The organism is Streptomyces lonarensis (assembly GCF_012033735.1).
GTDB classification, from domain to species: Bacteria; Actinomycetota; Actinomycetes; order Streptomycetales; family Streptomycetaceae; genus Streptomyces; species Streptomyces lonarensis.
The window spans coordinates 1-23,157 of the sequence record NZ_JAAVJD010000040.1 but is presented as its reverse complement, the minus strand read 5'-3'; the positions used below and the strand labels follow the sequence as shown (position 1 = coordinate 23,157).

The 23,157-nt window shown below is 74.2% G+C and carries 14 protein-coding genes and 1 pseudogene; 11 read left to right on the top strand and 4 right to left on the bottom strand.

The features are described from left to right. Positions 1–116: 116 nt before the first annotated feature. Genes HCN56_RS08070 through HCN56_RS08055 form a run of 4 tightly spaced genes read left to right on the top strand, consistent with a single transcriptional unit; the run spans position 117 to position 15,257 of the window. Positions 117–6,707: a non-ribosomal peptide synthetase gene (locus HCN56_RS08070; protein WP_312871125.1), complete on the top strand. Its 6,591-nt coding sequence runs from the start codon at positions 117–119 to the stop codon at positions 6,705–6,707. After that, positions 6,704–12,187, top strand: coding sequence for a non-ribosomal peptide synthetase (locus HCN56_RS08065; protein ID WP_167968811.1), 5,484 nt, complete (start codon positions 6,704–6,706; stop codon positions 12,185–12,187). The genes HCN56_RS08070 and HCN56_RS08065 overlap by 4 nt, the downstream gene beginning before the upstream one ends. Next, positions 12,184–13,311, top strand: a complete 1,128-nt coding sequence (locus HCN56_RS08060; RefSeq protein ID WP_167968810.1) for an NAD(P)H-binding protein — start codon at positions 12,184–12,186, stop codon at positions 13,309–13,311. Before HCN56_RS08065 ends, HCN56_RS08060 begins: the two co-directional genes overlap by 4 nt. After that, positions 13,308–15,257 (top strand): Gfo/Idh/MocA family oxidoreductase, encoded by a 1,950-nt coding sequence (locus HCN56_RS08055; RefSeq protein WP_167968809.1) that lies wholly within the window; start codon positions 13,308–13,310, stop codon positions 15,255–15,257. Before HCN56_RS08060 ends, HCN56_RS08055 begins: the two co-directional genes overlap by 4 nt. On the opposite strand, the gene HCN56_RS08050 is transcribed toward HCN56_RS08055, so the two are convergent. After that, entirely contained in the window at positions 15,247–16,473 is a 1,227-nt protein-coding gene (locus HCN56_RS08050) for a cytochrome P450 (RefSeq protein ID WP_167968808.1), read from the bottom strand. The two genes, HCN56_RS08055 and HCN56_RS08050, sit on opposite strands and share 11 nt — an antisense overlap. 188 nt (positions 16,474–16,661) lie before the next feature. Here HCN56_RS08050 and HCN56_RS08045 point away from each other — a divergent pair, with 188 nt between their 5' ends. From HCN56_RS08045 to HCN56_RS08035, 3 genes are all read left to right on the top strand, one after another. Next, positions 16,662–17,450: a thioesterase II family protein gene (locus HCN56_RS08045; protein WP_167968807.1), complete on the top strand. Its 789-nt coding sequence runs from the start codon at positions 16,662–16,664 to the stop codon at positions 17,448–17,450. Positions 17,451–17,469: 19 nt separating this feature from the next. Further along, positions 17,470–18,201 carry a class I SAM-dependent methyltransferase gene (locus HCN56_RS08040; RefSeq protein WP_167968806.1) on the top strand — a complete coding sequence of 244 codons (732 nt, stop codon included), beginning with the start codon at positions 17,470–17,472 and terminating at the stop codon, positions 18,199–18,201. Between the two features lie 337 nt (positions 18,202–18,538). Continuing rightward, positions 18,539–19,915, top strand: coding sequence for a salicylate synthase (locus HCN56_RS08035; protein ID WP_167968805.1), 1,377 nt, complete (start codon positions 18,539–18,541; stop codon positions 19,913–19,915). Between the two features lie 54 nt (positions 19,916–19,969). Here HCN56_RS08035 and rpmF read toward each other — a convergent pair whose 3' ends face one another. Next, positions 19,970–20,140, bottom strand: a complete 171-nt coding sequence (gene rpmF / locus HCN56_RS08030; protein WP_167968820.1) for a 50S ribosomal protein L32 — start codon at positions 20,138–20,140, stop codon at positions 19,970–19,972. Positions 20,141–20,279: 139 nt separating this feature from the next. Between rpmF and HCN56_RS08025 the strand changes: the two genes are divergently transcribed. Then, positions 20,280–20,717 (top strand): VOC family protein, encoded by a 438-nt coding sequence (locus HCN56_RS08025; RefSeq protein WP_209312486.1) that lies wholly within the window; start codon positions 20,280–20,282, stop codon positions 20,715–20,717. Between the two features lie 81 nt (positions 20,718–20,798). On the opposite strand, the gene HCN56_RS27215 is transcribed toward HCN56_RS08025, so the two are convergent. Together HCN56_RS27215 and HCN56_RS26955 are read right to left on the bottom strand one after the other, a co-directional pair. Further along, positions 20,799–21,482, bottom strand: a complete 684-nt coding sequence (locus HCN56_RS27215) for a response regulator (protein WP_312871124.1) — start codon at positions 21,480–21,482, stop codon at positions 20,799–20,801. Next, positions 21,479–21,805 carry a sensor histidine kinase gene (locus HCN56_RS26955; protein ID WP_312871128.1) on the bottom strand — a complete coding sequence of 109 codons (327 nt, stop codon included), beginning with the start codon at positions 21,803–21,805 and terminating at the stop codon, positions 21,479–21,481. Before HCN56_RS26955 ends, HCN56_RS27215 begins: the two co-directional genes overlap by 4 nt. A 141-nt stretch (positions 21,806–21,946) precedes the next feature. On the opposite strand from HCN56_RS26955, the pseudogene HCN56_RS08015 reads away from it, so the two are divergent. From HCN56_RS08015 to HCN56_RS08005, 3 genes and pseudogenes are all read left to right on the top strand, one after another. After that, positions 21,947–22,204: pseudogene (locus HCN56_RS08015) on the top strand (aminotransferase class III-fold pyridoxal phosphate-dependent enzyme); the annotation flags it as partial. A 17-nt stretch (positions 22,205–22,221) separates the two neighbouring features. Then, complete coding sequence (locus HCN56_RS27405; protein WP_167968804.1) at positions 22,222–22,599, top strand: glycosyltransferase; 378 nt, start codon at positions 22,222–22,224, stop codon at positions 22,597–22,599. After that, positions 22,491–23,069, top strand: a complete 579-nt coding sequence (locus tag HCN56_RS08005) for a glycosyltransferase family 2 protein (RefSeq protein WP_167968803.1) — start codon at positions 22,491–22,493, stop codon at positions 23,067–23,069. The genes HCN56_RS27405 and HCN56_RS08005 overlap by 109 nt, the downstream gene beginning before the upstream one ends. Positions 23,070–23,157: the final 88 nt, after the last annotated feature.

Genomic DNA, 23,157 nt, shown 5'->3' with positions numbered 1-23,157 from the left:
CGGCGGGTGTGGTGAGCGTCGGTGGCATCCCTCGGCATCGTGTGACTAGGTTAAGGTACTTGAACATGATTGTCATTTGAAATACTGTCGGCTGGGCGAGGGAGGACTGGAAACTCGTGAACGACGTACCTGCACCCGACCGTGTACGACCGGGTGAGTCGGAGGTGCTCGCGGCAGTGGCCGCGGCGTTGGGAATCCCTCCAGAGGAACTGGCACCGGAAGCAGACCCGTTCGACCTGGGCATCGACTCCCTGGCGCTGATCCGCCTCACTGCGGCCTGGCGGCGCCAGGGCGTCGCCGTCGGGTACGAGGAACTGGCCGAGGCGGCGACGCTCCGCGACTGGGTGTCCGTCCTCGCCCAGGCACCCGCAGCGCCGGCAACGCAGTCGGACCACGCTGCGGCGCTTGTACCCGCCGAGGAGCCGGCGCGGGCCCGCCCGGAGGAACCGGCCGAGGACACGGACGCCTTCCCGCTCGCCGCCATGCAGCACGCCTACTGGATCGGGCGCCAGGACGACCAGCCGCTGGGCGGTGTGGGCGCGCACTTCTACGTCGAACTCGACGGCTCCGGGGTCGACCCCGACCGGCTCGCGACGGCGGTCACCGCACTGCGCCGCCGCCACGACATGCTCCGGGTGACCGTCCTCGACGACGGGCGGCAGCACACCCGAGCCGCACCGGCGCAGCCCGCCGTCACCGTCCACGACCTCACGGCCCGCACCGCCGCGGAGCGCGAGCGCGAACTCATCCGGCTGCGGGACCACGGGACCCACCGGCGCATGGACCCCGAACAGGGCGAAGTCTTCGACGTGGCCCTCACCCTGCTCCCCGCGGGCCGCACCCGGCTGCACCTCGACCTCGACATGGTCGGGGCCGACGCGGCCAGCATGCGCGTCCTCCTCGCGGACCTCCGCCACCTCTACGAACAGCCGGAGGTGCCGCTGCCCGAACCGGGCACCACCTACCGCGACTACCTCCGGGAAACCCGAGAGCGCCGCCGGGACGACGTCGCTTCGGCACGGCAATGGTGGCGCGGCCGGCTGGACGGTCTCAGCGCACCGCCCCGCCTCCCCATCGTGGCCGACCCGCTGGACCCGGCCGCCCGCGACCCGCACCACCACCGCACGGTGCGCCACCACCACCACCTGTCCGCCGAGCGGAAGCAGCTGCTGCTCGACCACGCCAGGCGACACCGGCTCACGCCCACCGCGGTGCTGGCCACCGCCTTCGCCGAGACCCTCGCCGCCTGGAGCGCCGAACCCCGCTTCCTCCTCAACCTGCCGCTCTTCCACCGCGACCTCGCGCACCCCGGCACTGAACTCCTCGTCGGCGACTTCAGCAGCTCCGTCCTGCTGGACATCGACCTGACCCGCCCGCAGCCGTTCGCGGATACAGCCCGCACCGTCCAGGCCGAACTCCGCCGCACCATCGCGCGCGGCGCGTACTCCGGCGTCGACGTCCTGCGCGACCTCTCCCGCGCGTCCGGCGGCGCCCCCGTGCTCGCCCCCGTCGTGTACACCAGTGCCCTCGGCATGGGAGAGGTCTACGACCGCCCGGTCCGCGAGACGTTCGGCGAGCCGTCGTGGATCATCTCCCAGGGCCCGCAGGTCTGGCTGGACGCCCAGGTCACCGAACTCGACGACGGCATCCTGCTGAACTGGGACGTCAGGGAGAACCTGTTCGCGCCCGGTGTCCCCGCCGCCGCGTTCGACGCCTACCGCTCACTGGTCGAAGGACTCCTCGACGACGAGCACGCCTGGACGCGGCCCGTCGGCTCCCGACTGCCCGCCGAGCAGGCCGCGGTCCGCGACCGGGCCAACGCCACCGACACGGTCGTCGCGCCCCGACTGCTGCACGAGGGCTTCCACCGGGCCGCCGACGCACAGCCCCGGGCTGTCGCGGTGATCGACGAGACCGGGCACCCCCACAGCTACGGGGAACTGCGGGACCGCGCCGGCCGCGTCACCGCGCTCCTCCTCGCCTCCGGGGTGCGACCGGGCGACTCGGTCGCCGTCCGCCTTCCCCGCGGCGTCGGCCAGGTCGCCGCCGTGCTGGGCGTCCTCGGCGCCGGCGGCTGCTACGTGCCCGTCGGCACCCACCAACCCGCCGACCGGGCCACCCGCGTCCTGCGCGCCGCGAAGGTCACGGCCGAGCTGACCGACGGCCCTGCGGCGGTACCGGTCGACGGCTCCCACCGCGTCCTCTCCCTCGCGGAAGCCGACGTGCACGCGCCCGCGGCGCCCCTGCTCGACCACCCCGGCACCGCCACCGCCTACACCATCTACACCTCGGGCTCCACCGGCGTGCCCAAGGGGGTCGACGTCTCCCACGGAGCGGCGATGAACACCCTCACCGCCCTCAACGACCGGTTCGCCGTCGGCGCGGAGGACCGCGGGCTGGCGCTCGCGGAGCTCGACTTCGACATGGCGGTCTACGACCTGTTCGGCCCGCTCTCGGCCGGCGGCTCGGTCGTCCTGGTGGACGAGGCCGCACACCGCGACCCGCAGCACTGGGCGAGGCTGATCCGCGAGCACGGCGTCACACTCGTCAACTGCGTGCCGGCGCTGCTGGACATGACCCTCACCGCCGCCGAGGCCGACCCCGCGGGCATCGGCGGGAGCCTCCGGCTGGTCCTGCTGGGCGGCGACCGGGTCGGGCCCGACCTCTTCGGGCGACTGCGCGCACTCGTCCCCGCGGCCAGGTTCGTCGCCCTCGGCGGGATGACCGAGGCGGCGGTGCACTCCACCGTCCACGAGGTCGACCACGCCCTGCCCGACGGCGTGCCGGTCCCCTGGGGCGTCCCGCTGCCGAACATGCGGGCCCGGGTGGTGGACGCCCGCGGCCGGGACTGCCCCGACTGGGTCCCGGGCGAACTGTGGCTCAGCGGCGCCGGGCTCGCCGACGGCTACCGCGACGACCCGGAGCGCACCGCCCGTGCCTTCGTCCACCACGCCGGCAGGCGCTGGTACCGCACGGGGGACCGCGCCCGCTACCACGGCGACGGGACACTGGAGTTCCTCGGCCGCGTCGACCACCAGGTCAAACTCCGAGGCCATCGCATCGAGTTGGGTGAGGTGGAGGCGGCGGTGACCGGTCGGCCGGACGTCTCCGGCGCGGTCGCGCTGCTGACCGCCGGCCCGGTCCAGCTCGCGCTGGTCGTCGGGGGCGTCCCCGACACGCCCCCGCCCGCCGTGGACGCGTTGCGGGAGGAGCTGACCCGAACGCTGCCGGGATACATGGTTCCCACCCGCATCGAGGTCGTCCCCCTCCTGCCGCTGACCGCCAACGGGAAGCCCGACCGGCGACGGGCAGCGCAACTCCTCGCTGCTTCCGCTCCCGCCCCCGCCGTGACCCACCAACCCCCCGTGGGCTGGGCCGAGACGACACTCGCCGAGGTCTGGTCCCAGCTGCTGGGTGCCGCCTCGGTGGGGCGCGACGACGACTTCTTCACCCTCGGCGGCGACTCACTGCTCGCCACCCGCACCATCGCGGCTCTCCGTGAACGGGGCGCCGGCGGGGCCCGGGTCGCGCGCCTGTTCGCCCTGCCCCGGCTCGCGGACTTCGCGGCGACCCTCACCCGCGGTGAGAACCGTGAACAGTCCCTCGGCGCCGGCGACACCGCCCGCCGCCACGAGCCGTTCCCGCCGACCGACGTGCAACGTGCCTTCTGGATCGGCCGCGACGACCGGCTGCCGCTCGGCGGTGTGGGGACCTACCACTACAGCGAGTTCGACGGGGCCGATGTCGACCTGTCGCGGGTGGAGCACGCCTGGCAGCTCCTGGTCGCGCGTCACGAGATGCTCCGCGCCGTCTTCGACGACGAGGGCCGCCAGCGCATTCTTCCCGACGTCCCGCGCCACACCATCGCCGTGACCGAGGTCGACCCCGGCACCGACCCCACCGCGGCGCTGGACGCGCTGCGCCACGAGTCGTCCCACCGGCGCCTCGACCCCACCCACTGGCCCCTGTTCGACCTGCGTGCCGTCCGCTACCACCGCGACGGGCAGACCCGCACCCGCCTTGCCGTCGGACTCGACTACCTGGTGCTCGACGGAGCGTCCATCATGGCGCTCTACGCCGAACTCGACGCGCTCCACACCGACCCGGCGGCCCAGCTGCCGCCCGTCGACATCTCCTTCCGCGACTACGTCCTCGACGTCGTCCCGGAACGCGCGGCCGTCGAGCGGGCACGCGCCTACTGGCTGCGCCGGCTCGACGACCTGCCCCCCGCCCCCGAACTCCCGCTCGCGGGCGACCCGGGAGCCGTCACCCGGCCCCGGTTCACCCGCCGCGACCGGCCCCTCGCCGCCGACCGCTGGCAGGCGATCCGCGACCGCGCACGCACCGAGGGACTCACCCCGTCGGTCATCCTGCTGCTCTGCTACGTCGAGGTGCTCGCCGCCTGGAGCGACCAGGACGGCGTCACCGTCAACCTCACCCTCTTCAACCGGCTGCCGGTCCACCCCCACATCGACCGCCTGGTCGGCGACTTCACCTCGGTCTCCCTCATCGGCCACCGGCCGCGGCCCGGCGAGAGCTGGCTCAAGGCGGCGCACCGGCTGCAGAGCGTGATGGGCGAGGACCTGGACCACCGGGAGGCCTCCGCCATCTGGCTCATGCAGGAACTCGCCCGGCGCACCGGCACGGTGGAGGCCGCGATGCCCGTCGTCTTCAGCAGCACCGTCGGCGTCGGCGACCGGGCGACCAAGGACCTCAGCGGATCGTTCCCCGCCAAGGTCTTCGGCATCACCCAGACGCCCCAGGTCATGCTCGACAACCAGGTGACCGAGTCCGCCGGCGGCATCATGGTCAGCTGGGACGCCGTGGAGGAGCTGTTCCGCCCCGGCGTGCTCGACGCCATGTTCGACGCCTACTGCCGCATGCTCCACCGGCTCGCGGACGAGCCCTGGAGCGACGGCCCCCTCCCCGCAGTCCTGCCGCCCCGGCACCCCGCGGCAGGCGAACCGGCGGCAGCCGACCGGCCCACCGCCGTCCCGCTCCACCTCGACGTCCTGCGCCACGCCGGGACCGACCCGGAGCGGGCCGCGCTCATCACCTCCGAGGGCAGCACCGTCGGCTACGGGGAGCTCGCCCACCGCGTCTCCCTCATCACCGGCGGGCTGCTGCGGCACGGTGTCCGCCCCGGCGACACCGTCGCCCTCCGGCTCCCCGTCGGCGTCGACCAGGTGACGGCAGTCCTGGGCATCCTCGGCGCGGGGGCCGCGTGCCTCCCCCTGCCGTACGCGTCGGAGGAGGCCGTCGAGCCGCCGTCCGGCGTCGGCCTCGTCGTCACCGACCTCCCTTCCGGTTCACCGTCCGGACCCGCACACCTCCGTCCGGACGAGCTGACGCACGGGGCGGACCCCGCCCCGCCCCTCGCGCCGGACGCCGACGCCCCGGCCTGGGTCCGGCTCACCCCGGACGGACCGCTCGTCTTCGGGCACGCGGCCGTGGCCGACGCCTTGGCCGAGCTGCGCGACCTCCTCGCGCTCAGCTCCGACGACCGCGGCCTCGCCCTCTCGCCACCCGACACCGCCGGCGCCGTCCTCGACCTCTTCGGTCTGCTGGGCTCCGGCGCCTCCCTGATCCTGCCGAACGCCGCGGAGCAGGACGACCCCGCGGCGGCGGCCCTGCTCGGCGCCCGGCACCGAGCCACCGTCTGGAACGGGACGCCGCTGCAACTGGACCGCCTGCTCGCGCACTCCGGCGCCGACCCGGCCGTGCGCATCGCGGCGCTCTCCGGCAGCAGGGTCGGCCACGACCTCCCCGCCCGCCTCCGCGCACGGTTCGGCCCCGCCTTCCGGACCGTCACCCTCGCCCCCGTGCCCGGCACGCCGCTGTGGGGCCTCGCCCACGAACCGCCGGCCACGCAGCCCGACGGCAGGGTCCCGGCCACCGCGGGCCGCCCGCTGGGCGGCGTACGGTACCGGGTCGCCGACCCGGCAGGCCGGGACCGCCCCGACTGGGTGTCGGGCGAGCTGTGGCTGGCGTGGCCCGCACACGGCACTCCGCAGGGCGCACCGCCCGAACGGCTCACGACGACCGACGGCACCCGCTGGTACCGCACCGGCACCCGGGCGCGCCACCGCCCCGACGGCACGCTGGAACTGCGCGCCGTCCACGGGCCGCTCCCGAGCGCCGGCCGCGCTGTTGACCCGGCCGACGTCGAGACCCTGCTGGAGAGCCATCCCGCGGTCGACCACGCCGTCCTCGTCGCCACCGGACCCGCCGCCGACCCACGCATCCACGCGGTGGTCGTGCCGGGCGGCGTCCGGACGGCGGAACTGGCGGGACACCTGGAGGCGCACCTCCCCGCACACGCCGTCCCCTCCCGGATCACGAGTCTCGACTCGCCGGACCACCTGCCCGCCACACCCGGCGGCGAGATCGACCGCGCCGCACTCACCGACCTGCTGAACGCGGACCAGGACACCGGTGGCCCGCCGAGGACCCCCACCGAGAGCCGCGTCGCGGAGCTCTGGGCCCGCCTCCTCGCCACCGCACCACCCGACCGCGACACCAACTTCTTCGCGGCGGGCGGCGACAGCCTCACCGCGCTGCGGCTGGTGGGTGCCGCCAACGAGGAGTTCGGCACCGACATCCCCGTCCGGGCCTTCCTCGCGGCGGCAACCCCCGCCGAGCTCGCGGCCCGGATCAACGACATGCAGACCGACCACACGGCAGACGAAGAAAGCGGAGAGATATGAGAGCGCAGGAGATCGTCGCGGAGTTCGAGCGACACGGCATCCGGCTCTGGGAGGAGGACGGGAAGCTGCGGTTCCGGGCCCCCCAGGGCGCCCTGACCGACGACCGGCGCGCGCTGCTGCGCACACGCCGCCAGGAGGTGCTCGACCACCTCGTCGAGCGGGCCCGCGCCACCGAACTCGTGCCCGACCCGGCCGCCGCCCACGAGCCGTTCCCGTTGACCGACATCCAGGCCGCCTACCTGGTGGGCCGCGGCAGCGCTTACGGCTACGGCGGCGTCGCCTGCCACGTGTACACCGAACTCGCCTACCCGGCCGACACCGACCCCGCCCGGCTGAACGACGCCTGGTGGGCGACGGTCGCCCGCCACGACATGCTGCGGGCCGTCGTGCATCCCGACGGCTCCCAGGAAGTGCTGCCGAGCATCCCCGAGACCTCCGTCCCCGTCCGCGACCTGCGCGGAGCCGCATCCGCGGCCGTCGAGCGCCGGGTGGAGGAGGTCCGGGAGGAACTCGCCTCGCGCGTCCCGCCGACCGACCGCCCGCCGCTCTTCGAACTCCGCATGACGCAGTGCGACGACGCCCTGCTGCTGCACCTCTCCGTCGACCAACTCATCGTCGACTACGCCAGCCTGCTGGTGGTGCTCGCCGAACTCGAGGACGCCTACCACGGCCGGGCGCTGCCCCCGCTCACCCTGGGCTTCCGCGACTACGTCCTGGCGCGCCGCCGCCAGACCCTCACCACCGAGTACAACCGTCACCGCGACTACTGGATGCGCCGACTGCCGGACCTGCCGGGCGCCCCTGAACTCCCCATGGCGTCCGACGGCACCGGCGACCCCGTACAGCCGGGGCCGTTCCGCCGCTACGAGACGGTGATGGGCGCAGACCAGCGGGCTGCTTTCGAGGCACGTGCCGCGGAGCTGCGGCTCCCGCTCTCCACCGCCGCGCTGACCGCCTTCGCCGAGGTCGTGGGCCGGTGGAGCCGAAACACCGCCTTCACCCTCAACCTGCCGACCTTCACCCGGCTCCCGCTGCACGAGGACGTCGATCGCCTCGTCGGCGACTTCACCGCCGTCGAACTCCTCGCGGTCGACCTCGGCACGGAGCTGGCCTTCGCCGACCGCGTCCGGGAGCTCAGCGCCGACCTGCTGGAGGACCTCGCGCACTCCCTGTTCACGGGCAGCCAGGTCATGGGCGAGATGGCGCGCCTCCGCGGGGCGCAGACCCTGCTGATGCCGATCGTGTTCACCAGCACCCTCGGCTCCGCGACCATGCGGCAGCCGGAGGCGACGGTCCGCCACGCCCAGACCCAGACCCCGCAGGTCTGGATCGACTGCCAGGTGATGGAACGAGGGGACGGCCTGGCCCTCAGCTGGGACGTGCGTGAGGGCATTCTCGCTCCCGGCGTCGCCGACGACCTGTTCGACGCCTTCACCACTCTCATGTGCCGCCTGGCCGACGACGCCGACGCCTGGTCCGCGCCCGTGCGCGTCGACCTCCCCGAGCGCACCCGCGCCGTCCGCGCCCGCGTCAACGACACCGCCGCGCCGCTGCCCGACGGCCTCCTCCACGAGCCCGTCCTCGCCGCCGCGCACCGCACCCCGGAGCGCACCGCCGTCCTGGACCAGGGACGCGAGGTCTCCTACCGGGAGCTCGTCGCCCGCGCCAACGGCGTGGCACGCGCCCTGACGGCCACGGGTGTCACCCCCGGCCAGGTCGTCGCCGTGACCATGGACAAGGGATGGGAGCAGGCCGCGGGCGTGCTCGGTGTGCTGCTGGCCGGCGCCGCCTACCTGCCGCTGGACACCACCCAACCGCCGCGCCGCCGCGCCGCGATCCTCGCCGACGCCGACGCCCGCGCCGTCCTGACCCAGTCCTGGCTCCTCGACGAGGCCGCGATCGGCCACACCGTCCCGACGCTCCCCGTCGACGCGGTCCCCTCCCACGACGCCGAGATGCCGGCACCCGACCGTCACCCCGACGACCTGGCCTACGTGATCTACACCTCCGGCTCCACCGGTGCGCCCAAGGGGGTGATGATCTCTCACGCCGCCGCCCTCAACACCGTCCAGGACATCAACCGGCGCTTCGCGGTCACGGAGGAGGACCGCGTCCTGGCACTGGCACAGCTCGGCTTCGACCTCTCCGTCTACGACCTGTTCGGCCCGCTGTCGCGCGGCGCCGCGGTCGTCATGCCCGACCCGGAACGCCGGGGCGACCCCTCCAGCTGGGCCGAGACGGTGCGCCGGGCCGGGGTGACCGTCTGGAACTCCGTCCCCGGGCAGCTCCAGATGCTCCACGACTACCTCCGGGCCGACGACCCGCCGATGCCCACGCTCCGCCTCATGCTGCTCTCGGGCGACTGGATCCCCGTCACCCTCCCCGAGGCCGTCCGCCGCTGGGCCCCCGCCGCAGCCGTCCAGAGCCTCGGCGGCGCCACCGAGGCGTCGATCTGGTCGATCCACCACCCGGTGACCGCCGCCGACGCCGCGCGGCGCAGCATCCCCTACGGCACCCCGCTGGCCAACCAGACGTTCCACGTGCTGGACGCCGCGCTCCGTGCCCGCCCCGACCTCGTCACCGGGGACCTCTACATCGGCGGAGCGGGTCTGGCACAGGGCTACCTCGGCGACCCCGAGCGCACCGCCGCCGCCTTCATCGAGCACCCCGTCACGGGCGAACGGCTGTACCGCACCGGGGACCTCGGCCGCTACCACCCCGACGGCCGGATCGAGTTCCAGGGGCGGGCCGACACCCAGGTGAAGATCCGCGGCTACCGCATCGAACTCGGCGAGATCCAGGCGACCGTCGAATCGCTTGCCGGTGTGGGGGCCGCTGCCGTGGTCGTCACCGGCGGGCAGGCCGACGGCGGAACACCGGTGCCGCGTTCGCTGACCGCCTACGTGGAGCCCGCGCACTTGCCGCAGACACCCCCGGTCCCGCAGGAGTTCGCAGCCGCCGTGGCGCGGACGTCCGGCACCGCCGTCGGCGCCGTCGACCTCGCGGCGCTCACCGCGTTCCGCTCCGCCACCGACGAGGCCGCGCTGTCCGCCATGATCGAGGCCCTGGCCCCCGCCTTCACCGACGGAGAGCCGCGAACGGCCGCCGAGGTGTGCGAGCGCCTCGCGGTCCTCCCCGAACACCACCGGCTCGTCCGCCGGTGGCTGCGGGGCCTGGTCGCCGCCGGCCGCCTCGTCAGGGACCCGGACGGCGGCCACCGGGAGCCGGTCGTGCCCGCGGCGGGCGCAACCGAGCAGCTCTGGGAGACCGCCGCCGCCCGTGAACGCGAAGCGCGGTGGAGCACCGAGCTGTTCGCGATGGTCCGCGGCTGCGCGGGTGTGCTGCCCGACCTGCTCACCGGCCGTGCCGACCCGGCGGCCCTGCCGTTCGCCGGCGCCTCGGCCGAGGCGCTGCACGCCGCCTACACCGCCAACCCCGCAGCCCGCGCCCTGCACCAGGTGCTGGTCGCGGGCGTCACCGAGCTGGCCCGCGGGCGGTCCGCGGGTTCGCCGCTGCGGTTGATGGAGGTCGGCCTCCGCGGCGGCGGCGCCGTCACGGAGCTCCTCCCCGCGCTCGGCGACGCCCCGGTCGACTACCTCGCCACCGACTCGTCCGCCCGTCACCGGGCGCCGGTGGAGCAGCGCCACGCGGACGACCCCCGCGTGCGCTGCGCGGCGTTCGACCCCGCGCTCGATCCCGCCGAGCAGGGCCTCGAACCCCACTCCGTGGACGTGCTGATCTGCGTCGGGGTGCTGGACAACCTGCCGGACGTCCCCGCGGCGCTGGCACGCCTGCGCACCCTGGTGGCTCCGGACGGCTGGCTGGTGCTGCTCCAGAACTCCGCCGACGACGACCAGGCCCTGCGGGTCTCCACCGAGTTCCTTCCCGAGCACGCCGGTCCGTTCACCGACGTCCGCGCCGACGGCGAGCAGTCCTTCCTCACCGCGGACCAGTGGACCGCGCTCCTCTCCGCCGGGGGAGGCAGGGTCGCCGCCGAGGTCCCCGCCGCCCCGGATGCGGCAGCCGCTCTCGGCCGGCGCCTGTACTTCGTCCAGCCCACCCCGGCGCGCGCCCGCGTCGAGTCGGCGCTCCTCGCCCGCGACTGCGCGGAGCTGCTCCCGGAGTACTCCGTCCCCAGTCGGTGGCAGCTGGTCGACGCCCTGCCGCGTACCGCCAACGGCAAGCTCGACCGGGCACTGCTGCAGGCCCGCGCCGATCGCGAGGACCGGCAGCCCGAGGCTCGTCAGGACGGCCGACCGCGCGACGCCCTGGAGACCGCCGTCGCGGCGCTCTGGGCCGAACTGCTCGACGTCCCGGAGGTCGGACGGGACGACGACCTCTTCGACCTCGGCGGCGACTCACTCCTCGTCGCCCGCATCGTCGGCCGTCTCCGCGACGGCCTGGACGGACTCGACGGCACCGAATGGGACCTCGAATGGGAGGTCGTCCTGCGCCACCTGCTGCGCCGACCCACCGTCGCCGGGCTCGCCGGGTACCTCCGCGAGGTCTCGGCCGACCAGCAGGGTGCGGCGGCGGAGACCTCACCGGTCGTCGACCTGATCACGCCGCCGTCCGACGCACCGGTCACCGTCCTCGTCCACGCCGGCACCGGCACCCTCCTCCCGTACCGGCCCCTGGTCACCGCGATACGCGCCGCAGCACCGGGCGGCCACGGCCTCGTCGGCCTGGAGATTCCCGAACTGGACGAGTTCCTCAACGCCGACCCCGACGGACTGATCGACCGGCTGGCCGCGCGGTACGCCCGCGCCCTCCTCGACACCGGCACCACCGCCTTCGACATCGTCGGCTACTGCGTGGGCGGCGTCATCGCCACCGAGGTGGCGCGCGGTCTCGCCGAAGCAGGCGCCACGGTGCGCAGCCTGACCGTCATCAGCAGCCACAGCCCCACCTTCCGCATCGACGACGAGCTGCTCTCCGAGTACTCCTTCGCGCTGATGATGGGCATGGACCTCGCGCACATCGGGTTCCCCGCCGACTCCGACCGGGTGGGGGCGGCCGTCGGCGCCGTGCTCCGCCGGAACCCCGACGCCATCGAGGACGGCGCCCTCACCGACCTCGGCGGGGAGTTCTCCGACATCGCCGAGGCGTTCGCCCGACTGGAAGCACTCCCGCGCATGGCCCGCGTCACCCGCATGTGCGAGGCCCTGCCGCCCGCCCTGGAGGGCACCTACCAGCCGGAGGGCCTGCTGCGGGCGCTGCGCACCTACCAGCAGAGCACCTACGCCCTGAGCCGGCACCGCGCCGAGCCGTACCCGGGGGACATCACCTTCCTCCGCCACAACGGCGCCTACCCCTTCCCCGGCAGCGCGGACACCATCACCGACCACTGGGCGAAGATCTGCCTGGGCGACCTGGAGAGCCGAGAGATCGCCGGCGAACACTTCACCTGCATGACCGGGGAACACGTCCCCGCCGTCCACGCCCACCTGCGCGCCGTCATCGAAGGGGGCACCCCGTGATCGGCATTCTGGGCGCGTCCGGTGCGGTCGGGCGCCACGCCACCGCCGCCCTCGCCGCAGACGGCCCCCTGCGGCTCGGCGCCCGCCGCACGGAGGCGCTGCGCAACCACGCCCGCACCGATGACGAGGTCCGGGCGGTCGACGCGACGGACCCCGGCTCCCTCGCGGCGTTCTGCGCGGGCTGCAGCGTCGTCCTCAACTGCGCCGGCCCCAGCTACGCACTGAAGGAGACCGTCGCGCTGGCCGCGCTGGCCGCCGGTGCCGACTACGTCGACGTCCTGGGGGACGACCCGGTGCACGAGGCGCTGACGGCGACCGGGCCCGTGCCGGCGGGCCGGTCCGCCGTGCTCTCCGCCGGCACCGTCCCCGGACTGTCCCGGCTGGCGCACCGGCTCCTGACGGAGTCGGCCGCCGGGGACCGCACCCGTCCGACCCGGCTCGTCGCGCACGCCGGCGGCCTGGAGCACGCCACCGGGACGGTCGCCGCCGACATCCTCCTGTCGCTGCGCGTCGGCGGCGCCGGCGGCGAGCCCTACGGCCACCCCCTCGCCGCCTGGCGGCAGGGTCGGCGCGTGCCGCGCGCCCTGCGGATCGAGGAGAGCGCCGAGGTGCCGTACTTCCCGGCGCCCGTCGCGCGGCAACCGCTGCTGACGGCGGAGATCGAGCGCGCCGCCCGGGTCGAGGGACTCGACGACGCCGAGTGGTACAACGTCTTCCCCGGCAGCCAGGTCCGCGCCCTGTTCTCCGCGCTCCCCACGCTGCCGGCCGACACCCCCGAGCAGCGTGCCGAGCTGATCGACCGGATCGTCCGAGCCGGTGCCACCGACCTCGCCGGCGCCGAACCGTACTACCGGCTCGTGCTCACCCTCTCCGGCGCGGAACGGTGGCGCACCCTCGTGGTGCGCACGGACGACAGCTACCGGCTCACGGCGGCCGTCGCCGTGCAGGCGGTGCGCGCCCTGGCCGCGGGCGGGATCGCACCCGGCGTGCACTTCGCCGGTGAAGTGCTCGACCCCGCCCCGACCATCGCTGCGCTGGAGCGCGGCGGGGCGGGGGAGTTCCTGGTCCATGAGGGGGCGGCGGAACCCGGCGGCCACGGCGGCTTCGAGGACGGTGAACTGTGAGCGCCTCGCGGAGCACGCTGCGCACGGTGGTGGCCGGCACCAACTTCGGCCGGTTCTACGTCGACGCGGTGAGCGCCCACCCCGACCTGGAGCTCGCCGGCATCCTCGCCACCGGCAGCCCGCAGTCCCACGCCCTCGCCCGCCGTCACGGCGTGCCCTGCTGGACCGCGCTCGACCAGCTCCCCGACGACCTCGGGCTGGCGTGCGTGGTGGTGCCTTCCGCCGTCATGGGCGGGCAGGGCACGGAGTTGGCGCAGGCGCTCCTGCGCCGGGGGGTGCACGTGCTGCAGGAGCATCCCGTGCACCCCGACGAGCTCGCGGACACCCTGCGCGTCGCCCGGCGCGGCCGGGTGCAGTACCGGGTCAACACGCACTACCCGCACGTCGAACCGGTGCGTGCCTTCCTCGACGCGGCGCGGCGACTGCGGGCCGAGCAGCGGGTGCTGCACGTGGACGCGGCGTCACCGGTGCACGTGCTGGCGCCGCTGTTCGACATCCTGGGCCGGGCCCTGGGAGGTCTGCGCCCCTGGCGGCTGGCGGAGTCAGCGCCGGGGGAGGGCCCGGTCGACGCCGGCGGCGGGACGCCCGTCCGCGGTCTGCAGGGCACGATCGCCGGTGTTCCGACGACCCTGCGGGTGCAGAACCAGATCCATCCCGGGGACCGCGACAACCACGCGCTGTTCTGGCACCGCGTCGCGCTGACCACCGAAGGGGGCGTCCTCACCCTGGCGGACACCCACGGCCCGGTGCTGTGGCACCCGCGCATGCACTCCCCGCGCGACGAGGGCCACCGGCTCGTCTTCCGCTCGGGCCCGAACGCACCGTGGCTCCGGCTCCCCACGAGCTCCGTCATCGCCGGAGCACCCGACGGACACAGCTTCGACGAGGTCTTCTCCGAACTGTGGCCCGCCGCCGTGACACGGGCGCTCGACGGCATCCTGGAGGCGATCCGCAGCGACTCGGACGTGCTGCGGGAGTCACGGCACGACCTGGCCGTCTTCGGGGCCTGGCGCGACCTCATGGCAACGCTCGGGCCGCCGGAGCTGATCCGCCCGCCTGACCCGCGGGTCCTGTCGGCCGCGGAGCTGCTGGGGCCGCCCACCGATGAGCCGCCGTGTGACGGGACGGCGGCGACCACCCCGGCCGTGCGGCGGGACGCGGGTGCCGCCGCGCCCGCCGCCGACGCGAGCGCGCCCGGAGCCGGGTACACCCGGCCCGCCGAGTTCTTCGACCTGGGGGCGCAGGACCACACCGGGCGCACCGGGCCGGCGGTGCTCGCCTGCCTCAGGGGACTCGACCCGGCGGCGGGACCGCTGCTGGACATCGGTGCCGGCAGCGGTCTGGTCACCCGGCAGGTGGCGCTCGCCCACCCGGAGTGCGAGATCATCGCGGCGGAGCCCTCCGCCGGGATGCGGGCCGTACTCGCCGGCCGGATGGCCGAGGACCCGCGCACCGCAGAGCGGGTGACCGTCGTACCGGAGGCCGCGGCCGACCTGGTACTGCCCGACCGCATCAGCGCGGCGGTCGCCTGCGGCGTGCTCGGCCACCTCCCCCCGGATCAGCGCCGGTCACTGCTGCGGAACCTGGCGGCCGCACTGGCGCCGGAGGCGCCTCTGGTGGTCGAACTCATGGGCCTGTACACCCCGGTCGTCATGCCGCCGACGCGGCTGCGCCGGGCCCGGCTCGGCCGGCAGCGCTACGAGTGGTGGATGGCCGGCGAGCCCGCAGGGGAGGAGCTGATGCGACTGCACACCACCTGGCGGGTGTTCGACGGGGAGCGCCAGGTCCGCGAGGTACGCGACTCCTACCTCTGGCACACGGTGACGCTGGAGCAGGTCGCCGAGGAGGCCGGGTTGCGCCTGGCGGCGCCACCGGACGGCCACCGGGCTGCCGTTCCGCACCTCGGGGTGCTGCGAGGTGCGGAACGGGCGGTGCTCACCAGGTGACGAGGACCTGTTCCGGCCCGAAGGCGATCCCTTCGTGCCGGAACCGGACCGTGTGCAGGGGTGCCACGGCACGCAGCGTCGGGATGCGGTCCACAAGGGTACTGAGCGCGGTCACCAGCTCCAGCCGGGCGAGATTCTGGCCGACGCACTGATGAATGCCGTAGCTGAAAGCCACATGCTGTTTTCCCTGGCGGTCGATATCTATTGTCGTCGCGTCCTGGAAAACAGACTCATCATGATTTGCTGACGCCAACAGAGGGATTATTCCTTCGCCTGCAGGAATGACGTGCTCGCCCACTCGTATGTCCTCGGTGGCGGTACGCAGTGCGATGGAGTCCCCGACGGAGAGAACACGCAGCAGCTCCTCGACGGCGGCGGGAAACGCAGCCGGGTCGGCGCGCAGCCGCGCCAGCAGCCCGGGGTTCTCCAGCAGCGCCAGCACGCTCAGGGCGAGCTGGTTGGTCGTCGTCTCCCAGCCCGCCACGACCAGGATCGCGAGGGTGGTGACCAGCTCCTCCCGGCTGATCCCCCCGGTGTGCAGCTGCTCGGTCACGAGCCGGCTCAGCAGGTCGTCGCCGGGTGCCCGCTCGCGGTCCGCGACCACCCCGTCGATCACGGCGGACAGCGCGCCGATGCCCTCCGCCGCGCCCTGCGCCGTGCTGGCGCCCCCGCCGAACACCTGGGAGCCGAGCGTCCCGGTGATGCGCCGGAACCACGGGTCGGCCCGGCGGACACCGATCAGTTCGCACATCACCGTGCTGGAGACGGTGTGCGCGAAGTGGGTCACGAGGTCCACCGGTGGCCCACCGGCCAGGAGTTCGTCGACCCGCTCGTCGACGATCCGCTGCACCCCGCGCCGCATCCGCCGGGTCCGCCGCACCGTCATCTCGGCGAGCAGCATCCGACGGAACCTCGTGTGCTCCGGGGGGTCCATCCGGATGAACGGGCGGGTCCTGGCGCCCACCTCCTGCTCGCCCGGGACCAGGGCGGGGAACTGCGGGTGCCGGACGTCCGCGCTGACCCGGGGGTCGGCCAGCACCGCACGCACCTCCTGGTACCCCGTCACGACCCAGGCGCGGCGGCCGGTGGGGAGATCCACGCGGGCCACCGGGCCCAGCCGGCGCAGTTCCGCGTACTCCTCCGGTGGGGAGAAGGGGCATCCGCGGGTCATCGGAAACTTCTTCGGGGCGCTCTCGCCCGCATCGTTCTCGGTCATGGAGTTTCATTCCTTCGTGCGACGGTATCGGGCATCCTAGACGGATGCATTGTTGGTTGCCAATGAAAACTTGACGCAGGGCCACGGCGTATTCGACAGTGGTCGCCTGCGGTTGCGGAAATCGGGCTCGTGTCGCTCTTCCTTCGACCGCCCCGTACCGCTGTTCCCGTGTCGGCGACAGGAGAAGAATGGTGAGAGAGACGTCCCGCGCGTCGTGGCTGCGCAGGCCCGCCGTGCGACCGGAGGCGGAGCGGCGGCTCGTGTGCTTCCCGCACGCCGGCGGCGCGGCCTCGTCGTTCCGTCCGTGGCAGCGGCTGCTTCCCGACGGCATCGAGTACGCGACCGTGCAGTACCCGGGCAGGGAGGACCGCGTGCTCGACCCCGCGGTCGAGTCGATGGCGGAACTGGTGGATGCGGTGGTGGACGTGCTGCTCCCGTTGCTCGACCGCCCGCTCGCGCTCTTCGGTCACAGCATGGGGAGCGCGGTGGCCTACGAGGTCGCTCTCGAGCTCCGCCGGCGGGGGCTCCCCGAACCGGTGCGGCTGCTGGTCGCCGGACGCGCCGCGCCCCACGCCGCCGCGGTGGGCGCGATCCACCGTGCCGACGACGAGGTGCTGCTCGCCGAGCTGACCCGGTACGGGGTCACCCCCCGGGAGGTGCTGGCCGACCCCGAGCTCCGGGCCGGCATCCTCCGGTACGTCCGTGCCGACTACCGGGTCATCGAGACGTATCTGCCGTCGGTCGAGCCGCCGCTGAGCTGCCCGGTCAGCGTGTACCACGGCACCGCCGATCCCGAGTGCGGTGTCGAGCAGGCGGAGACCTGGGCGGCGGTGACGCGCCGTCCACTGGCCCTCGACTCCTTCGAGGGCGGCCACTTCTTCCTCGTGCCGCAGCGCGTCCGGCTGGCCGAGGCCGTGGCCCGGGACCTCGGCGTCCGCTCCGTGGCCGCCGCGCGCACCTGGCCCAGCACCCCCTGAACGGAAGGACGTCACCAGCATGGTCGCGGACTACTACACCGCCTCCGCCGAGTTCTACGAGATGGTCGCCGCCCGCCACGTGCGGACCAGCGCCGGACCGCTCGCCACCGCGTTGGCCGGTGTCGACACGACGCGGGGCCCGGTGGTCGAGATAGGTGCCGGTACCGGAAGGATCACCGAGGTCATCGCCCGCGCCCTGCCGGGCGCCCCCATCATCGCCGCCGAACCCTCGACCCCGATGCGCGCGATGCTGACCAGCCGCGTGTTCTCCGACCCGGCCCTCCGGGACCGGGTGACCGTGGTGGCGGAGCCCGCGCAGCACCTTCGGCTGCCCGACACGGTCAGCGCGGTGGTCATCTTCGGTGTGGTCGGGCACCTGACCCAGGCCGAACGGGTCGAGCTCTGGGAGGCGCTGCGTGAGCGCCTGCCGCGGGGCGGTCCGGTCGTGGTGGAGCTCATGGGGGTGGCCACGGCGCGGACCGTGCCACCCTTCCGCATGCTCCGGGAGTCGATCGGCGACCAGACCTACGAGTGGTGGACCCGGGCCGAGCCGGTCGATGATCGCGTGATGCGGTGGCACACCACCTGGAAGGTGCTCCGTGGGGGCGCGGTCGTACGCACCACCACCGACAGCTACGACTGGGAGAACCTCAGCCTGGAACAGCTTGCCGAGGAGGCGGGCATGACCAGCAGCCTGGTGAGCGCGGGCGGTGTGCCGGGCTCACCGGAGATCGGCAGGCTGACCAGGTGACCAGGTGACCAGGTGACCAGGTGACCAGGTGACCAGGTGACGCGGTGCCGCGACGGGCGCGCCGTCCGGTGCCGGGTCGGGGTGCCGCCCCATCACATTGCATTGACAATCGTTTTCATTATGGTTGGATGGCTGCGCAGAGGTACCGCCGGAAGCCGTGCCGTGCCGTGCCGCGCTGTGGCGGCCGCCCGGCCGCCCGGCGGACCGGCAGTGGTCCGGGCCCTGTGGGTCCGACCCGGCCGCCCCCGTCCCTGCTGCTCATCGCGGGGCGAGAACACCCCGCACGTGCCTGGGCCGAGCGGACGTCGCAGCCCAACCCTTCGGAAAGTGAGCCCCAGTGACCACCCTCCCCGTCGAGCGCACGCTCGCCCTCACCGGTGACCCGGTCGCCGTTGCCGCAGCGCTCGCTGCGGCGACCGACGCCCCGTACCTCCTCTATGAACAGCCCGGTTCGGTGGTGTGGAGCGAGGGGGAGTCCGCTGTCGTCGAGGTGTTCGCCACGCGGGTCAGGCTGCTCCGCGGGCGGGCCGAGCCGATCGAACTGCCCGCCGGTGCGGACCCGCTTGCGGCCGCAGGCCGGCTGCTCCAGGGCTGCGCCGTGGGGGCCGGCCTGACATCGCACGGGTGGGTCACCTACGAACTCACCCACCGCTACCACGCGGGCGGGAACGCCGGGCAGGAGGAGGGGGTGGGGCTGCTGGCCCGGTTCGTGGTGCCGCAGCGGGAGGTCGAGCTCACCGCGTCGGGCGCCGTGCTCCGCGCTCCTGACCAGCCTGCCCTCGACCGGTTGGAGGCCAGGCTCCGAGCCGCCGACGCCTCGCCGCTCGACCCTCCCGCGAGCCGGCTCGTGGTGGACCTCGACCAGCGTGCCGACCGCTACCTGGAGTCGGTCGCCGAAACGGTTCGGCGGATTCGCGCCGGGGCGCTGACCAAGGCCATCATCTCCCGTCCCGTCACCGTCCAGGGCGAGGTGGACCTCGCCGCAACCTACGTCGCGGGCCGCCGCAGCCACCAGCCGGCCCGGTCGTTCCTGCTCCGGCACGGAGGGTGGGAGGCTGCCGGCTTCAGCCCGGAAATCGTGGCGCGAGTCGACGCCGACGGCCTGGTGACCGCTCAGCCGCTGGCGGGCACACGGGCCTTGACCGGGGAGCTCCGGGGTGACGCGGCCCGCCGGGAGGAACTGCACCGCGACGCGAAGGAGGTGTACGAGCACGCCGTCTCCGTCCGGTTGGTGCAGGAGGAGCTGGACGCCGTCTGCGAGCCCGCGTCCGTGCGCACCGAGGACTTCATGTCGGTGGAGGAGCGGGGGAGCGTGCAGCACCTGGCGTCGCGCCTCCGGGGGCGGCTCGCATCCGGTCGGACCGGCTGGGACGCGTTCGCCGCGCTGTTCCCCGCCGTCACCGCATCAGGGATACCCAAGGCGGCCGCGCTACCCGTCATCGACCATGCGGAGGGCGGGCCCCGCGGGTTGTACAGCGGCGCGGTGGTGCGGCTGGAGGCCGACGGCACGCTGGACGCCGCGCTGGTGCTGCGCACTGTTCTGCGCCGCGGCGCGCGGACCTGGCTGCGGGCCGGGGCCGGCGTGGTCGCGGCCTCCGATCCGGACCGGGAGTTGGAGGAGACCCGGGAAAAGCTTCGCGCCGTGAGCGGCTGCCTCGTGCCGGCCGGTGACGCCGCGGCGGACGGCCGGAGCCGGCGCGCGGTGGGCGCGTAGCGCCGCGGCCCCGCCGCCCGGTCGCTCCGGAGCGGCGGGGACCCGCCGTCGGGTTCAGCCCTCCGGGCGGAGCAGCCCGCGCTCGTACGCCTTCACCAGGCGCTGCGGCACGAGGTGAACGTTGCCGTCGACGGTCACCGGGACCAGCTGCGCCGTGCTGGCCTTCCACTGTGCACGGCGGTGGCGGGTGTTGCTGCGGGACATCTTCCGCTTGGGGACGGCCATGGTGCTGTTCTCCTGGTCAGGGGATGAGTCGGGGGTCGAGCCACCACCGTACATGAAAATGAGTGTCATTACGCGGCTGGTTCCGGCGGCTGCCCTCGCTCGGGAGGCGGGCGGGGCCCGGCCTCCCTATCCTCGGCTCATGACCGTGTTGCGCATGGACAACGTCGCCGTCGTCGTCCGGGACCTCGACGCAGCCCTCGCCTTCTTCGCCGCGCTGGGCATGGAGCTGGAGGACCGGGCCTCGATCGAGGGGCCGTGGGCGGACGAGACGGTGGGGTTGGACGGCGTGCGCAGCGAGATCGCGATGGTCCGCACACCGGACGGCAACGGCCGGATCGAGCTGACCGAGTACCACCGTCCGGCCGTCGGCGGCGAGGTCGGTGCCGCGCCACCCAACACCGCGGGGCTGCACCGGATCATGTTCGCGGTGGACGACATCGACGCGACGATCGCCCGGCTGCGGCCGCTCGGTGCCGAACTGCTCGGGACCGTCGCCGACTACAAGGGCGTCTTCCGGCTCTGCTACCTCCGGGGCCCCGAGGGCATCATCGTCGCGCTGGCCGAACAGACCGGCTGACTCCGCCGCGCCACGGCGGCGTCAGCCCGTCCGCCCGGCGCCCGTCCGCGTCGCGGCACGCCGGCGGTCCCGCCGGGACGGTCAGCCGTCGCGGCCGGGGCCGATGAGCCCCGCGGCGGACGCCTTCCGCAGGGCGTCCACGCGCGACACCGCGTCGAGCTTGGCGTAGATGTTGGTCAGGTGCCGCTTGACGGTGGCCTCCGTGATGAACAACCGGGCCGCGATCTGCGCGTTGGTCAACGCCTCGGAGACCAGTTGCAGCAGGGCCTGCTCGCGGTTGGTCAGCGGGTTCCTGCCCGCCGGGGCCGGGCGGCGCTGCAGCTGCTCGGCGGTGCGGCGGGAGACGACCAGTACCACGCTGTTGGCCGCGTCGCGGGTGACGGACCGCACGACGGCGACGAGTTCGTCCCGCAGGATCGACTTCAGCAGGTAGCCGGTCGCGCCCGCCTCCAGCAGGTCGTGGACCATGTCGGGGTAGTCGTGCATCGTCAGCACGAGTACATGCGTGCCGGGGGCGACCCTCGCGATCTCGGCGATCGCGTCGGAGGTGCGCGGGCCCGGCATCTCGACGTCGAGCAGCATCACGTCCGGGCGCAGCCGGGCCGCCAGGGCAACGGCCTCGGCGCTCGTCGACGCCTCGCCGACCACGGCGAAGTCCGGTTCGGTGCCGAGGACCTCCTTCAACCCGTCGCGCATGAGGGTGTGGTCGTCCGCGATGCAGATGCGGACCGTCGCTGCGGCGGTCGGGGCCGCGGGCGCCGTCACCGGCCCGACTCCACCAGCGGTACGCGTACTTCGACGCGGGTCCCGGCGCCCGGGGCGCTGGAGGCGGTGAGCCGGCCGTTCAGCGCCGTGGCCCGCTCCTTCATGGCGGAGAGGCCGCCGGTCAGCGGAGCGGCGACGGGGACGAAGCCGCGTCCGTCGTCGGTGAGGGTGGCGCGCAGCGTCCGGTCGGTCACCTCGATCTCGATCTCCAGATGGGACGGATCACCGTGGCGGACGGCGTTGCGGGCGGCTTCGCGCATGATCAGGTAGACCTCCTCGCTGACGTCCGCCGGTAACGCGTCGAGGCGGCCGCGGGGGCGCACGGCGGTGGTGACCCCCGGCTCGACGTTCGCCGCGAGGTAGGCGCGCAGGGCGCGCTCCAGCCCGCCCGCCTCCACCGTCCGACGCAGCTCCACCGAGAACTGCTGGAGCGTCTGGACCACCTGGCGCAACAGGTCGATGCCTACTTCTCGCCCTACCTGGCGGCCCTCTCCCACAACCTGGCCGCCGTGCTGCCCGGCGACCTCGACATGTCCTTCCTTCCCAACTCGGGCGCCGAGGCGGTCGAGGGCGCGGTCAAGCTCGCGTACAAGTACCACGGGGGCAGGCGCAACACGATCCTCCGCAGCGACATCAGCTTCCACGGCAAGCTGCTGGGCTCCGGCTCCCTCACCGGCAGCTCCCAGTACCACTTCGCGTTCCCCGGCATCCCCGGCGTCGCGCCGAACGCAACGAGGGGGTGTCGGCGGCCCGCAACAGGGGCGCGGCGGCCGCGAGCGGCGACGTCCTCTTCTTCCTCGACTCCGACCAGGCGCTCTCCCCCGACTCGCTGCGGAACGCCGTCGAACTCCTCGACGCGGACCCCCGGCTCGGCTGCGTGCACGGCATCATCGCCGCCGAACCCCTGGTCGACGACGGTCCGTCGAGTGGTACCGGACGCTGCACGCGCACCACTGGCGGCTGCGGGGCGTCGGGCTCACCCCCACCGCGTACTTCGCGACCGCGGCGGTGCCGCGCCGCGTCTTCGAGGAGGTCGGCCCCTTCGACCCGACGCTCCGGGACAGCGAGGACGTGGAGTACAGCGAACGGCTCTCCGCCGGCTACGACATCCGGCTGACCGACCGGGTCGTCGCCGCCCACGACGAGGAGCACCGCCTCGGCCGCATGCTCCGCGAGCAGTTCCGCCGCGCCCAGTACCTCCTGCCGTTCGCCGCGGCGCACCGCCGGCGGCCGGGCGCGCTCCGCGCCAACAGCGCGCTCGGGGTCGCCTCGGCCTCCCTGGCCGTCGCCTCGCTGCCGGCCGTAGTCCTTCACCCGGCGCTCGCCCTCGTCCCGGCCGCCGGAGCGGCGGTCTTCGCCGTGGCCGACCCGGGCCTGGTCGGCTTCGTCCGCCGCAAGCGCGGACTGCGCTTCGTCCCGCTGTTCGTCGCACTCCACCTGCTCGTCAACGTGCAGATCGGGCTGGGGGCCGCCTACGGATGGCTGCGCAGCCGGGTCGACCCCCGGTTCGGGGCGCGGGCGGCCACCGACCACGGCGCCCCGCGCGCCCGCGGCAGCGCGGAGCACCCCGGAACGAGCCCGGTGTGACCGGCGACGCGGCAGCGGCCGTCACAGGGTGCGGAACCGCACGCCCCGGTCGCGCAGTGTCCCGAGCGCGGTGGCCAGTGCGCTGACC

Coding starts and splice junctions, on each gene's coding strand:
- HCN56_RS08045 (WP_167968807.1), top strand. CDS start 16,662: ATGGTGAGAGAGACGTCCCGCGCGTCGTGGCTGCGCAGGCCCGCCGTG.
- rpmF (WP_167968820.1), bottom strand. CDS start 20,140: ATGGCCGTCCCCAAGCGGAAGATGTCCCGCAGCAACACCCGCCACCGC.
- HCN56_RS08040 (WP_167968806.1), top strand. CDS start 17,470: ATGGTCGCGGACTACTACACCGCCTCCGCCGAGTTCTACGAGATGGTC.
- HCN56_RS08065 (WP_167968811.1), top strand. CDS start 6,704: ATGAGAGCGCAGGAGATCGTCGCGGAGTTCGAGCGACACGGCATCCGG.
- HCN56_RS08025 (WP_209312486.1), top strand. CDS start 20,280: ATGACCGTGTTGCGCATGGACAACGTCGCCGTCGTCGTCCGGGACCTC.
- HCN56_RS08050 (WP_167968808.1), bottom strand. CDS start 16,473: ATGACCGAGAACGATGCGGGCGAGAGCGCCCCGAAGAAGTTTCCGATG.